General features: G+C 51.9%; 12 protein-coding genes. 2 read left to right on the forward strand and 10 right to left on the reverse strand.

All coding sequences use genetic code 11. From position 1 onward, the window contains the following. Positions 1 to 19: 19 nt before the first annotated feature. Positions 20 to 508 carry a hypothetical protein gene (locus AC286M_RS33740; RefSeq protein ID WP_488208562.1) on the reverse strand — a complete coding sequence of 163 codons (489 nt, stop codon included), beginning with the start codon at positions 506 to 508 and terminating at the stop codon, positions 20 to 22. A 65-nt stretch (positions 509 to 573) separates the two neighbouring features. Beyond that, positions 574 to 2,037, reverse strand: a complete 1,464-nt coding sequence (locus AC286M_RS33745; protein ID WP_488208563.1) for a hypothetical protein — start codon at positions 2,035 to 2,037, stop codon at positions 574 to 576. Positions 2,038 to 2,221: 184 nt separating this feature from the next. Between AC286M_RS33745 and AC286M_RS33750 the strand changes: the two genes are divergently transcribed. Then, positions 2,222 to 3,046 carry an MlaE family lipid ABC transporter permease subunit gene (locus AC286M_RS33750; protein WP_488208564.1) on the forward strand — a complete coding sequence of 275 codons (825 nt, stop codon included), beginning with the start codon at positions 2,222 to 2,224 and terminating at the stop codon, positions 3,044 to 3,046. Between the two features lie 263 nt (positions 3,047 to 3,309). Here the strand turns inward: AC286M_RS33750 and AC286M_RS33755 are convergent, their stop codons facing one another. The 5 genes from AC286M_RS33755 to AC286M_RS33775 all read right to left on the reverse strand — a co-directional run bounded on the left by AC286M_RS33755 (position 3,310) and on the right by AC286M_RS33775 (position 8,263). Beyond that, positions 3,310 to 3,921 (reverse strand): GUN4 domain-containing protein, encoded by a 612-nt coding sequence (locus tag AC286M_RS33755; RefSeq protein ID WP_488208565.1) that lies wholly within the window; start codon positions 3,919 to 3,921, stop codon positions 3,310 to 3,312. A gap of 193 nt (positions 3,922 to 4,114) precedes the next feature. Continuing rightward, the gene (locus AC286M_RS33760; protein WP_488208566.1) at positions 4,115 to 4,921 is read right to left on the reverse strand and encodes an SDR family NAD(P)-dependent oxidoreductase; all 807 of its coding nucleotides are present in this window, start codon (positions 4,919 to 4,921) and stop codon (positions 4,115 to 4,117) included. Positions 4,922 to 5,039: 118 nt separating this feature from the next. After that, positions 5,040 to 6,191, reverse strand: coding sequence for a DegT/DnrJ/EryC1/StrS family aminotransferase (locus tag AC286M_RS33765; protein ID WP_488208567.1), 1,152 nt, complete (start codon positions 6,189 to 6,191; stop codon positions 5,040 to 5,042). A gap of 100 nt (positions 6,192 to 6,291) precedes the next feature. Further along, complete coding sequence (locus AC286M_RS33770; RefSeq protein WP_488208568.1) at positions 6,292 to 7,635, reverse strand: recombinase family protein; 1,344 nt, start codon at positions 7,633 to 7,635, stop codon at positions 6,292 to 6,294. 49 nt (positions 7,636 to 7,684) lie between these two features. After that, the gene (locus AC286M_RS33775) at positions 7,685 to 8,263 is read right to left on the reverse strand and encodes an iron uptake porin (RefSeq protein ID WP_488208569.1); all 579 of its coding nucleotides are present in this window, start codon (positions 8,261 to 8,263) and stop codon (positions 7,685 to 7,687) included. 189 nt (positions 8,264 to 8,452) lie between these two features. Here AC286M_RS33775 and AC286M_RS33780 point away from each other — a divergent pair, with 189 nt between their 5' ends. Further along, positions 8,453 to 9,037 (forward strand): Npun_F5749 family FMN-dependent PPOX-type flavoprotein, encoded by a 585-nt coding sequence (locus AC286M_RS33780; RefSeq protein ID WP_488208570.1) that lies wholly within the window; start codon positions 8,453 to 8,455, stop codon positions 9,035 to 9,037. Between the two features lie 153 nt (positions 9,038 to 9,190). Here the strand turns inward: AC286M_RS33780 and AC286M_RS33785 are convergent, their stop codons facing one another. The 3 genes from AC286M_RS33785 to AC286M_RS33795 form a co-directional block, all read right to left on the reverse strand. Further along, a complete protein-coding gene (locus tag AC286M_RS33785; RefSeq protein ID WP_488208571.1) occupies positions 9,191 to 10,030 on the reverse strand; it encodes a DUF8692 domain-containing protein in 840 nt (279 codons plus the stop codon). A gap of 453 nt (positions 10,031 to 10,483) precedes the next feature. Beyond that, positions 10,484 to 10,783 (reverse strand): SDR family NAD(P)-dependent oxidoreductase, encoded by a 300-nt coding sequence (locus AC286M_RS33790; protein WP_488208572.1) that lies wholly within the window; start codon positions 10,781 to 10,783, stop codon positions 10,484 to 10,486. A 150-nt stretch (positions 10,784 to 10,933) separates the two neighbouring features. Further along, positions 10,934 to 12,535: an alpha-amylase family glycosyl hydrolase gene (locus AC286M_RS33795; protein WP_488208573.1), complete on the reverse strand. Its 1,602-nt coding sequence runs from the start codon at positions 12,533 to 12,535 to the stop codon at positions 10,934 to 10,936. Positions 12,536 to 12,569: the final 34 nt, after the last annotated feature.

Consider the following 12,569-nt stretch of genomic DNA (forward strand, 5'->3'; position numbering starts at 1 on the left):
GGATAGCTGATACGACATCCTACTCAAAGCTAAAGCGATAGCCAGCATACTCGTTGTCCTCGTAGAGAATGACCAGACGTGTTCCCGGCTCGAACTCTAAAGGATAAGCTTCACGTTCAGCGGCTACGCCTGAGCGAATTTCCACTGTTGGCAACGTGCAATAGGGTTCCTGCACAACTTCTCGCACCTTTTCTTTACTATCCCGTTCTGGAATCGCAAGAAGTTGAAGCAGCTGATCACGGGATAGCCTTGATTCTTCAGATACAACCTCTTGGCAAGCGCTGTAGCTAATCTCTTCTTCGCCGCCGATATTGAACTTTTCAGGCAAACTACTAAAGTCAAAGAAGATACCCATGAAGGCAAACATTAAGCCACCCGCGATCGCAGGTTTGACAATACCACCGGATTGCCGATAAGCCCGCTGTGGCGGAGCATATGCACCTGGAGCAGGCGGATAGGACTCTGGATAGGGTTGATTGTAGGGTTGACCGTAAGGTGAATGATTCATGATGTTTCCTCCGATTCCGATAGAGATAGAAGAGATAAGAAACGAAAAACGAGCAAAAAATGGGATTACAATGTTCCTCCCAGCAGTAGGCCAATCATCAGCAGTAGCGCTCGGTAGCCCAACGTCAGCGTTAATTCCGAGTCAGTCGTCGCTCGATAGACGGCCCAGCCTGTCACCGCCAAGATCAGACCAATCACCACGGGAGCCGTAAACGGCAGATTGGCTAACATCCAGTCCAATCCCACTCGTGCGATCGCAGCGCCGGTAATCCAAATTGAAATATCCAGCAGCGAAAAGTCAGGCATTGGAAATGATGATCTAGGTGAGGGCGTAGTCGATCCGGCAATCGGTGCACGGGGCTGAAAATTGCCTGCTGGCTGTGACCATTGCTGATAGGGCTGCCCAGTTGATTCCCTAGCTGACCGAACTGAGGAATTCGGTGCTGCTGGATAGGAACTAGATTTTCTGCTTGATGCACGGGCGGCACGGCGCGGAGAAGCCGCTAAGCCAAGCTGTTTACTAAGCGGCTGCCACCACTGTTGCCACTGCTGCTGTAGCCGTCGCAGCCAACCTAGCCAGGCGGGTTGAGTTCCCCGATAGGGGCGCGATCGCAGATGTCGATGCCGCAGTTGAGTGGCCATCTCCTCGGCTTCTCGTTCTGCTTGCAGCAGATCAATAAAGCGAGTTTGTACTAGCCACTGCCCCCGCTCATTCTGCTGGATGGCTGGTACCCCCAGCGGCTGGTTTGACCAACAGAAGGGGAGTATTACTTGTTGAGAAGGCACTCCCTGGTCTTCCGCTACGACTCGCTGCCAGTGTGCCGCCACTTCAGACATCACCCGCAAATCACGAATGGCCGTCTCTTGTAGCTGCGCCAGTTGATTAATTTGCTCAATCTGTAGCTGAATCTTTTGCCGACTCTGCTGCCAACGCTGAGCGGCAGCCTGTACTGGATTTGGGGGTGTTGCTACAGCTTTAGTGGAGGAATAGATCCGGTTTGCTACAGGCTGAGTCGGTGTAGCCTGACTGGCTGAGTGCTCGGCTTCCGATGCGGCTTCGGCTGGCTCGCTGTCTGCCGTTGCTGCATGGTGAGCAATAGCTTCGGCAATCGTTTGATCTGTTGCTGAATGTTCCACCGGATCAGGGCTGTGAGCTGAATCAGCTTGAGTAAATCGACTGTGATCAGTCAGTTTAGCCTTGACCTGAAAAGACGTTCGGCGATGTTCCTGCCCCTGACCTAGACCATTCGTTGCACCACTCACCGTCCCATTCGCAGAGGACTGGCTATGCTGCGATCGCTTTTGGAGAGCCGCGATCGCACTGGCTTGCTGATGAGAACTGGCTGGCTCTGCGAAGTCGGAATCTGACGGCAGCTCGAACGACAATTCGGTCGCGTCAGTTGCGGCTCGTTCGGCTAGGCGCTGCTGAGGCGTTTGCCAATCGGGTTCGATGACCGGAGGCAAAACATCATCTTCTTGCAGCGATCGCAATTTAGCTCGAATGGCTTGGAGGTCAGGGGGATGTGTCATTGGTGCGAGTTAAGGTGACGCAACATGAACGTGAATTCAATTTAGTACATTTCTACTATAAAATTACTATAACAGCATATCTAGTTGCTGCATAGTACATAAATACTATTTAACACTCTAACCTTAGCGTAATCTATCCAAAAAGAGGAGACTGGAAGGGCAATTCCGCCGCGTCAGAGATTTTATGCCTGATTTTCGGGATATTCCTTCAGCGTCTTCTTCTCGTTCAATTTTTACGGATGTCCAGCTAGCCAGCGTTCATGAGCGCGCAGAGCAGACCCAACAGGTGGCTTGGCTAAAGCGCTGCACAAGGGCGTTTCTGCTGCTGGGTCAGGTGATTCTGCGGATTATGCGTCGGCAGGTTCAGCAGCGACAGCTTACGGAACATCTGATTGCGGCTGGTCCCCAGAGTCTATTGCCGCTGCTGCTGACCAACGGGTTTGCTGGCATGATTTTTACGATTCAGACAGCCCGTGAGCTAGAGCCGTTGGGTGCCATCAATGCTGTTGGCGGGGCGTTTGCGATCGCGTTTTGCCGAGAACTGGCTCCAATTCTCAGTGCTGGCATCCTGGCCGGTCAAGTGGGTTCCGCCTTTGCGGCTGAACTGGGCAGTATGAAAATTACTGAGCAAATCGATGCGCTCTACATGCTGCGGACGGATCCAGTCGATTATTTAGTCGTGCCGCGCGTGATCGCTTGTAGCCTGATGCTGCCGATTATGACCGTGATTGCTCTGTTTATCGGCATTGTGGGTGGATGCGCGATCGCAACTCAGTTCTATAGTTTGCCACTCAGCATTTTTCTAGAATCCGTGCGCTCTTCACTCACCCTATCGGATGTGCTGAGCATTTTGCTGAAGGGCTGGCTGTTTGGCATCATGATTGCCATTATTGGCTGTAGCTGGGGTCTCACCACCCAAGGCGGCGTCAAAGGCGTGGGGCAATCAGCAACATCAGCCGTAGTCACCATCTGGGTATCAATTTTCATCGTTGATTTCTGTCTATCTTAGGCAATTTTCCACGAACTTATGGTCTAAAGTCGTGCTCATCAAAAAGACTACATACAGGTTGCACAATTGCGATCGCATCTCCAACCAGCCAAGCCAACGCTAGTTTTCGCGACAGCCTTTTTCGCAACCATTACTGTGTCGCATACTAACGCTAGTTTTCGCGACAACCTTTTTCGCCGTTATTACTGTGACGCATACTAACGCTAGTTTTCGCGACAACCTTTTTCGCAATCACAACTGTGACGCACAACTGTGATGCACAGCTATTGTGATGCACACTGCTCTAAGCGCAGCGGCATTTCGCGAATCCACCAGCCGCCGTAGGCATTACGAATTCCTGTGTCATAGGCCGGACGGAATGGGAAATAGCCTTGGGGCGTTGTCGTCGGAGTTGGATTTGCGATCGCATCCGGTCGTGACCAGCCAACCAGGGCCTCAAACCAGAGGGAATCAGTGTAGTCCTGACCGCCAATTTGCTGCCACAGTTCGGCTTGAGGACTCAAGCCGTATTGATTATCGCTGTAGTAAACCCAGAGCCGATCAATCGTTTGCAGATCCGCACAGGGCAAAGCTCTCGTATCGGTAGCGACCAAATAACCCTGCTGGCGTTGATTGGCGGCCTGGAGCACGAGCTGTGAAGTGAGTTGGTTGGCCTCATTCCACTGTCCTGCTCGCAACAGATCCTGTAGCGGTGCGTAATTAATGTTGCGATCGGAAGTTAACAGGCCGGGGGGAATAGGTGGTTTACTCGTTGCCGTAGTGGCTGGCGTTTGGGCCAGTGAAGAGTGCCCAATGACTGACGTGAAAAGCTGACAGCTCGCTAGGACAGCAAACGCGATTATCAGGCTACGACTTGAAAACCATGAGTGGGACATATCCGTATTCCCTAGGCCAGATTAGCCAAAATTTCCCTATCCAGAATTTTACTCGGCTATTTTCCCCTGCAAACTAGCTTGTAGAGTAACGTCATATACAATCCGTTACTCTCAGTACAGCTCAAAAATGGAGTTGCCGTCGTGATACGACGGCAACTCCACGCAGTCAATATGAAAAACAAAATATGTGAGATTAAGCCGCCATTGTTGCGACGGAACCACCGTCTACGCGATAGTCTGCACCAACCACAAAGCTGGACTGCTTGGAACACAAGAACGCAATCACAGCCGCAACTTCCTCAACTTCACCGCGACGATGTAGCTCAATATTGGGCCGCTTCTCATCTAAGAAGCTGTCGATGGCTTTGTCCACGCTGGTGCCCATCTTCTTGGCCCGCTTCTCCATCATGGCGTCGGTCATCGGTGTCGCAATAAACGCAGGCGATACTGAGTTCACCAACACGCCATCTTTGGCGTAGATTTTGGAGAGATTCTTGGTTAAGTTCAAAATGCCCGCTTTGGCAGCGCAATAGGGAATCTCGTCCGGGTAGGGCAGCACCGCATCTTCGGAGGTGATCAGTACCACGCGTCCCCAGCCTGCCTCACGCATACAGGGGATAAAGGCACGGCAAACTCGCACTGCCGCCATCAGGTCAACCTCTAGCGTTTGATACCAGTCGTCATCGGTCAGCTCCAGAAACTCTTTGGTTGCACCCGTAATGCCAGCCGCATTGACCAGAATATCCACTCTGCCAAAGTGATCCAGGATTTGCTGCTTGGCCGATTCCACATCGTCCAGTTTTGTCAAATCAGCGGTTACACCAAAGGCTTCACCGATTTTTTGTACTTCTTTCACCGCTTCCTGTAAGGCATCGGTGGTCTTGTCGATGATGGCGATTTTGGCTCCTTCCGCCGCCAGCAGTTTGGCCGTCGCATGGCCAATGCCGCCAACATCTCCACCCGTGATGACGGCAACTTTATCTTTAATTCCTAGTTCCATGTTGTGTTAAGTAATGTGTTGAATCCTTTTTCCCTAGGATAGAAAGGATTCTGCGATCGCAACTCGTCCGATAGAGGAAGCAGGGATCTATCGGGAGGAGGGAATGTCGTCAATTCGCTTATGATACTTTTTCGACTAAACTCTCCTTCAGGGCATATACGACTCGTTCCTGTTCGGCGGCGGTTAGCTCAGGGAACATCGGCAGGGACAGCACCTGATGTGCCATCCGTTCAGTGTTAGGCAAGCTGCCTGAAGCATAACCCAGTGACCGATAGACCGTTTGAAGATGCAGTGGAATCGGGTAGTAAATCATTGAAATAACGCCCTGCTCTTGCAAGGCTTGGCGAATGCGATCGCGCAGGTTGGGCTGATCGTCAGTCGAAGCAGTCGTACTATCTAGAACACGTATGGTGTACTGGTTCCAGACGGTGGTGCCGCCAGTGGGAGCTTGCGGTAGCTGTAGCCCCGGAACAGGACTGAGCAAGTCGGTGTAGCGCTGGGCAATCGCCTGCCGCTGCTGATTCCAACCGTCGAGATAGCGCAGTTTAACGCTCAAAATAGCGGCCTGTACCGCATCCAAACGGCTATTGATACCAATTTCGTCGTGATAGTAGCGGACATAGCTGCCGTGTTCCTTGATCATCCGCATCCGTTTCGCCAGCTCGGAATCGTTAGTTGCGATCGCGCCGCCATCGCCACAGGCTCCCAGATTCTTGGTGGGATAGAAGCTGAAGCAGCCGATCTGACCGATGCTGCCCACCTTTTGGCCGTTCCAGGTTGCACCTGTCGCCTGAGCGCAGTCTTCAATTACGGGTAAATTATGCGCTTGAGCGATCGCCATCAGTCGAGTCATATCGACCGGATACCCAAACAGATGCACGGGCATAATCGCCCGCGTTTTGTCGGTGATCGCGGCTTCAATCTGCTGGACATCCAGGTTAAACGTGTCGTCGATGTCCACAAAAACGGGCGTAGCTCCAACGGCGCTAATCATCTCTGCCGTGGCGATAAAGGTGAAGGGACTGGTGATCACTTCATCGCCAGGGCCAATGTCATGGGCTCGCAGCGCCAAGTACAGCGCATCCGTGCCGGAGTTGCAAGAGATACACTCTTGGGTGCCATGATACTGAGCAAATTCCTGCTCAAAGGTTTGCACCGTCGCACCGTTAATATAGCGGCCTGACGCTAGGACTTCGCTGACGACTTGACTAATTTCAGCCTGAATCGCGGCATACTGCCGAGTTGAATCAAAGGGAGGTATTGTACTCACTCGCTCACACCACACACTAAAGTCAGAAGATAGGCTCAAACGCAAAAAGTTTCTGCCACTCTTATACCATCTTCGCTGGTTCTGCAAGGGGCAGGGTGTGCTAGAAAATGAACACCAGTTTGAGGCTCCAGGTGCGATCGCGCCGCACAATTTGGATTTGCTGAATAAACTCTCGAAAGTAGAATCGCCGCTCAGCCTCGGTCAAATCCAGCCAGAAGCGTGGGATCGAAACCGCCTGCGCCGTTTCCAGCAGATTCACTGGCGGCAATTGTGCCAGTTTGCTCTGCAACTCTGCCAGTTCGGTTTTGACTTGATAAATACGCAAGTCCGCCGTTGCCTGGTCTAGCACTTCGTTTTGTACCAGATCGGGAATTTGCGCCAGAACATTCTGCTTGGCCTCAATTTGGGCCGCAATTCCCTGCTTAATCGGTGACATATTCGGCATCGATAAGCCCGCAACCGCCTGGGGAAGCTGATCGCAAATCGTTTGAATCGTTCGTTCCAGGACATCTTCGTAGCGAATCGCTTTGCACTTGGGCTGCTGGGAACAAGCCGTGGGACGCAAATACAGATACTCCCCTTGTTTGCCGCGCTGGGTCACGTGAGTAATAGTCATGGCGGAACCGCATTCGGCACAGGTGACGAGGCCAGACAGCGATCGCGGGGCGCTAGCGGTACGAGGCGGCATCTGGCTATTGCGACGCAGCAGTCGATCCACCTGAGCGGCTTCGTCCCGCGAAATAATCGCGGCGTGGGTGTCGCGAATCACGTCCCCTTCTCGATAGGCCAAATCACCGCGATAGACCGGATTCGTCAGCCAGCGTTTGCCGGTGGAAACGGCGATTTTCTTGTTGTACTTCTTGGCCAAGTGCCGCACCGCACCGCGCAGCGAGCCATAAATCAAGAAATGCTCAAAAAAATCCTTCACCACCGGAGAAGCCGTGCGATCAATCGTGTAGCGATCGCGGCCTCGCCGATAGCCGTAGGGCGCTTTTCCCGGTGGCGGCAGCGCCTGCACCCGGTTGCGAGCGTGACCCTGGCGGATGCGGTGGCTGCGCTGGTTCTGCTGAACTTCGCTGATCAGTTGAATCAGATTTCGCCGCAGATGGCCTGGGTTTTCAGCGGCTTGCGTCGCATCAGTCTGCAACTGGGCTGACTGGTAATCCTGCTCAATCGCAATGATTTGGATACCCACAGATTCCAGCGTATTCATGCGATCGCACACCGCCTGGATCGTATCGCCAAATTCCTCCAAACGTCGCAACAGTAGGTAATCTGGCGGTTCTGCCTGACAGTCGTCTAGAAGAGATTGAAGTTGCGATCGCGCTCCTTTTTGGCCCGCACTCAGATCCTGATAAACCCGATCCACCTCCCAGCCCCAAATCTCCGGACTCGGCGGCTCTTCCAACAGCACATCACTATACAGATAGGCGAAAATTTTCACCCCTCACTCCTCTCGCCCTACTCCCTACTCCCTAATTCCCTCACTCCCTTTACTCTCCTACGTCATCACCCTCCAACGACTCAATCCGCCGCTCTTCCACGCCGAGCTGCTCCTGCAAATCCTGCATCGACTGGCGAATCGCTTCCAGTTCCTGGCGTTGGGCAGCCTGATCGGTTTCAATCACCTCAATCACATTGTCGAAGCAGGCAGAGAATGCGGCAGCCGCTTCATAGCGGGTAATCGCCTGATCGCCGCGAAAGGTGCCGTCAGGATAGCCCGAAATGCAGCCGTAGCGCTCAACTAAACTGGTCACAGCCTGATAGGCCCAGTGGGTCGGCTCCACCAGTGGTCGAATGGGAATGGACACCTGCGCCAACTGTAGGTCACTGGGCTGATTGGTGAGCCAGCTTGGAGTAGTAGATCTGTCAGATAGCGGTTCAGCTAACGCATTGGCATCGGCACCTAGCGACTGGGTGGCAAAGCCGATTTGTATCGGCTCAGATGGTGCAGCTTGAGTAGTATTGGTGGGGCTGGTTTGTGCGATCGCACCTTCTCCTCCGATGCCGACCAGACCAATACTCGCAGCAACGGCACCCAGCCAAATCCCAGTTTGCAGATTGCAGTTCATCCCCATAACTCCTCTCCAGCGGATTCATAACGAATGCGAAGTCTGGTTAAAACCTAATGATTTATTTTTTGTGAAAGGCTAGCTAAGCCAGCCTTTCACAAAAAATAGATTCGGTTCTCATCACAGACTTGATATACAGTATGGGACAGAAAATCACGTCCTATTGTTGCCACCCTGTCTTCTCTCATTATGACTCTTGCTCCTTGGCGACCGCTGATCGCGCGAGCGCTCCATCGCAACCGCAGCGACGCTCACAGCCGCTATTTTCAAATTGCCACCGTCCGCGCCGATGGTCGTCCGGCCAATCGAACGGTCGTATTTCGCGGCTTTTTGGATGACGAAACTAATCAGCTCCAGTTCGTCACCGATTTACGCAGCGACAAAATCGACCAAATCTATCATCAGCACTGGGCCGAGGTATGCTGGTACTTCACCAAAACCCGCGAACAGTTTCGCATTACGGGTACTTTGGAGTTAATCACCGCCGATCCGAACCAAGTCCAGCAGCAGGTTCGCATTGCTCTCTGGCAGCAGCTATCGGATAGCGCTCGGCTGCAGTTTGTCTGGCCCCACCCTGGCCAACCTCGTGCTGATCAAGCCAAGTTTACCGATATTCCCGCACCGGATGAAACGCATCCGCCAGATAATTTTGGTCTGGTGCTACTCCATCCCACAGCGGTTGATCATCTGCAACTGCGCGGCGAACCGCAGAACCGCGATCGCTATTTGTTGGAGTCAGGAACGGAGTGGAAAATCAAGGAGGTTAATCCGTAGGAAAGTGAGGCGTACGGCAAGTATTAGACTTTATTGGAAATAAAATTTTGGGGTTGGAAATTATTTTGTAGCGCGGCTCCGCCGCGCTACAAAATAATTTCCGATAAGGTCTATTATTCTCAGCACCCAAACCTAGTACCCAACACTCACCAGCTATTCCTGAGCATTTCCAATTTTTACTCGCAAATCCAACCAACGAATACCAACTTTCTGCATGTAGGTTAATAGCGCGTAAATAAACGCGACGATACCCAACATTTCTAGCGTCTCTTCGACCGTGGTAAATAAGACATAGCCTAGATTCTCTCGACCATTTACAAAGGCGTAGTAGCCGCTAAATAGTTCCACTAAAGCGGCACCCGAGAGATACAGACAAAATGCGAATATAAACAGCCGCCGAATTGGTTTCGGTAAATGGAACAGAAAACCAAGAAAGCTTAATCCAAAAATGAGCAGTACTACTCCGGCTGGAATGAGCCATGCATTGTGAAAGAAGCCATTGACCCCCAAATTATGCATCGGTTTGGATGCCGCCTCGTGAATTTCTGTTAGTTCATCAATTGATAAATATAAAAATGTCAGCGACAGAAATCGCCAGTGATTAATATAGCGTCCACGGGTTTGGCGTTTAAATTGTGCGATCGCAAATAGCAGCACCGCACAAGCAGCCAGCGACAATGAAGAATAAAGAGTAGGAAAGTTTTGTTCCTGATTGACCGAGAATTTATAGAAGAGAAACCCTTTTAAGAAAAAATCCGGTAGCAGATACATCATGAGGGTGGTCACGATTGAGCAAATCACGAGTATCGTCACCACAACGCACAGGAAACGAGCTACTTTAGCAGCCGTTAGAGATGCATATGAGTCTTGTGATTCTGGAAATAGATGACTTGCCGCCCGGCTATTAACACTCAACATAATGGTAATTTTTAATGTTATTTCAGCTAATAAGGACTGCCTTAGAATAAGCCCAAAAAATTGAGCAAGATTCAAGGAACTCGCGTTTAGTTTTACTTGAACTTGCCCATTTAGTATTCTTTCAATTTGTCATTCAAAACTCATATATTCAGTTAGTTGGTGATAAACAATCGAAACAACTGAATACGTACAGCCTCACATACCCTTTACAGTCAGTCAGTGCAAAATGGATAAGTTTACATGAACTTTAGATTAGATTTAAGTTAAGATTAAGTTAATCAATGCTCGCTACAGGCATACACCGTAAGATTACTGACACTGAAGAGTTTCAGGCGTTCTGAAATCTGTCAAAAGGTAGAAAGCTTAACCCGAAAAGGTAGATTTCTTAATCTCTGGATGTAAAAGAGCGATCGCAGATTGAACTGCGATCGCATCTAAGAGATATAGATATAAAACAATCATCAAGATAGCGATATTCGCCAAGTTTAAAAAGAAGGCCTACCATTTCATCGTGGTGGCAAAAGACCCTTAAGCTTCAGCCATACTGGTCTCAATTACGTTGGTTGCAAAGCGCTGGTAGGCACCACCAATTTGCTGGGCCATTGTGTCAGGAAAAACGTGGAACTCTCCATTGGCCAAAGCTTTGATAATTCCATCGGCGACGAGGGTTGGCGGTTCGGCAATTTCGGCCAGTTCTGCCGCATCGCCCATATCGGTTGAGATCGGGCCAGGATGAATGCTCAATACCATCGTGCCTTGTTCACTCAGTAATTCTCGAAGCGCTTGGGTAATGGAATAAGCTGCCGCTTTGGAGGCCAAGTAGGCCACGATTTGCGCCCGTCACTAGAACAGTTTTGTTGCGGATGTCGTAAGCCATGTCGATACCTTCTTTGGGGTTAACAGTAAATCAAAAAACTTGAACGATTGGTATAAGTTAAAACAGAAAAAATTAAAAGAAATCCGGTTTCTGAGGCAGCATCACGTCACAAACTCATCCAGGATCAGTCCCTCATTGGGCAACAGATCCGTTGCTGATTCACCGACGGAGCGATCCGGACGGGTCGATAGCACCACCCGTCCCGCGACTTGGAGCGGTTGTGGATCTGCGGTTAGGTTAAGTGCGATCGCAAATCGTTGATCCCGCCGATCAGACTGCGATCGCTCATAGACAAACACCCCCTCATCAACCTGCAGCGTCCGATATGCACCCCGGCAAAGGGCTGGCTCCGACTGCCGCAGCGCAATTAGCCTGCGATAAAGCGACAGCATCGATTTTGGATCATCAGCCTGTTTACTCACCGGAGCAGCCTGCGACAGCGGCAGCCAAGGTTGACCCGTCGTAAAGCCTGCGTTTGCACTGTCATCCCATAGCATCGGTGTCCGCACCGGATCGCGGCCCAGTCCCTGTCCGGGCACGTTGATCTCCCACGGATCGCGCACCGCTTCCGGCGGAATCACCCCGTTTAGCATGCCCAGCTCATCACCCTGGTAAATCGTCGGCGTCCCCCGCAGCGTCAGCAGCAGCATCGCCGCCACCCGCGCCTGCTCTAGCCCCACACGGCTGGCAATTCGCGGTCGGTCGTGGTTGCCCAGCACCCAGTTTGGCCACGCCTCCGGTGGCAGAGCCGCTTCATAGGCTTCCACCAGTGCCGCCAGCTTTCTCGCATCCCACGCTGCGGTAATCAGCTCAAAGTTAAACGGCAGGTGAAACCCATCGTGATTCTGACCGTAGTAAGCCATCACCTCCGGAATCGAACCATAGGCTTCCCCAACCAGCACCCGATCCGCATACTCGTCCGCCACCTGCCGCATCTGCTGCGCAACGGTCAGCACCTCCGGCTGATGAGCCGTGAATGCCCGCAGGTGACTGCGCGCTGGCCCCATGTGGGTCTGCCAGTCTGGATTGGGGGGATTATTTCGCAACAGGTAGTCCGGCACCAGGTTCTCCACCGCATCAATCCGAAAACCATCCACGCCTCGGTCGAACCAAAACCGCATCACGTCCAGCATCTCCGCCTGCACCTCCGGATTGCGCCAGTTAAGCGTCGGCTGCTGCCGCAGGTAAATGTGCAGATAATACTGGTCTGTCGTCTGATCCAGCGTCCAGGCCGAACCGCCAAACTCGCTGATCCAGTTGCTCGGTGGCCCACCATCAGCAGCAGGATCGCGCCAAATATACCAGTCTCGCTTGGGATTATCGCGGGAGGAACGGCTAGCGGCGAACCAGGGATGCAGGTCAGAGGTATGCCCCGGCACAAAGTCCAGCAGAATCTTCAAACCATAGCGGTGAGCAGACTCCATCAGTTGGTCAAACTGCTCCAGACTGCCGAAGATTGGCTCAATGTCGCAATAATTCGAGATGTCGTAGCCAAAGTCTCGCATCGGCGAGGGAAAAATCGGCGAAATCCAAATGGCGCTCACGCCCAGATCCGCCAGATAGCCTAACCGCTGCTCAATTCCCCGCAGATCACCCACTCCGTCACTGTTGCTATCCTGAAACGAACGCGGATAAATCTGGTAAATAATTCCCGTTTGCCACCACAAGTCCTGTGCAGAATCCTGTTGCCCTGTTACGACCATGCGCGTCTCCTAACCGATACCAAGCAATCCAGCC

The organism is Thainema salinarum CENA647 (assembly GCF_057732415.1).